Below are 1566 nucleotides of genomic sequence, written 5' to 3'. Positions count from 1 at the left end.
TGAAACGATTGAAAATACGGCAACGGTCGATGGAGATAATATTGATGATCCAGATAGACCAGAAAATGAAATCATTGTAGATCCGAAGGACCCGAAACTAGAATCAGAAAAAACATCGGAGATCTATGAAAAAGCAGAAGGCAACACAGATGAAGACCATCCAGAAGTAGGGATATCTTAACGTATACGATTCAAACACGAAATACGATAGAGGATAGTTAGTAGAAAACTTGACAATTCGTGATGAGATTCCAGAAGGATTAGAATATGTCGAAGGAACGTTGAGAGTCGATGGAGAGGCTGTTACAGATGAAGAAGATGATGATGCTGGTCACTATGTGGATGGAGAAATTTTCGTTGAGTTTGGCGATGTAACGGATACGGATTGGCATACGGTAACCTTCCAAGTAGTTGTAGGAGAAGGCCAAGCGAGTCAAGATATTGAGAACATCGCAACGGTCGATGGGGACAATATCGATGATCCGGATAAACCAAGCCATGAAGTGAATGTCTATCCGAGAATTCCAGACCTTGATTCAGAGAAGACTTCTCGCATCGTTGAAAAGGCAGAAGGCAATACCAACGAGGAAGCATTTCAAGTGGGAGATACGATTGAATACACGATCCAATCTCGTAACACGATAAGTGATAGTGTTGTCGAAAATATGGTGATTTCGGATGAGTTACCAGAAGGGCTGACGTATGTAGAGGGAAGCCTGGAAGTAAGCCATGAAGGAACAGCCAATATCGAAGATGGAAATATTACCGCAGAGTTCGGTGATGTAACCGACACAGAGTGGCGTACGATAACGTTCCAAGCAACGATCGATGCCGGACAATCAGGAGAGACAATTGAAAATACGGCAACGGTAGATGGAGATAATGTCGATGATCCAGAGAGACCGGAAAATGAAATCATTGTAGATCCGAAGGAACCGAATCTAGAATCGGAAAAAACATCAGAGATCTTTGAAAAAGCAGAAGGCAATACACATGAGGAAGCATTCCAAGTGGGAGATACGATTGAATACACGATCCAATCTCGTAACACGGTAAGTGATAGTATTGTCGAAAATATGGTGATTTCGGATGAGTTACCAGAAGGGCTGACGTATGTAGAAGGAAGCCTAGAAGTAAGTCATGAAGGAACAGCCAATATCGAAGATGGAATTATTACCGCAGAGTTCGGTAATGTATTTGACACGGAATGGCGTACGGTAACGTTCCAAGTAACAATCGATGCCGGACAATCAGGAGAGACAATTGAAAATACGGCAACGGTAGATGGAGATAATATCGACGATCCAGATACACCGGAGAATGAAATCATTGTAGATCCGAAGGAACCGAATCTAGCATCGGAAAAAATATCAGAGATCTATGATAAAGCAGAAGGCAACACCAATGAAGACCATCCAGAAGTAGGCGATATTCTAACGTATACGATTCAAACACGAAATACGATAGAGGATAGTTTGGTGACTAATCTGACAATCCGTGATGAGATTCCAGCAGGATTGGAATATGTTGAAGGTACGCTTACGGTCGATGGAGAAGCCGTAACGG

General features: G+C 42.5%; 2 protein-coding genes. Both read left to right on the top strand.

Features of this window, described 5'->3' with window-relative positions; translation table 11 throughout:
* Positions 1 to 181 (top strand): hypothetical protein (locus JCM19034_RS22540; protein WP_197276473.1); only part of this gene is annotated, 181 nt, incomplete at its 5' end.
* 49 nt (positions 182 to 230) lie between these two features.
* On the top strand, positions 231 to 1566 hold a 1336-nt coding region (locus JCM19034_RS20500), incomplete at its 3' end, for an isopeptide-forming domain-containing fimbrial protein (protein WP_156324097.1).

Origin of the sequence: Bacillus sp. JCM 19034 (assembly GCF_001310635.1) — a bacterium.
GTDB lineage: Bacteria > Bacillota > Bacilli > Bacillales > Bacillaceae_D > Halalkalibacter.
Note: the sequence above shows the minus strand (reverse complement) of the source record. Positions and strands in the feature narration are given on the sequence as shown.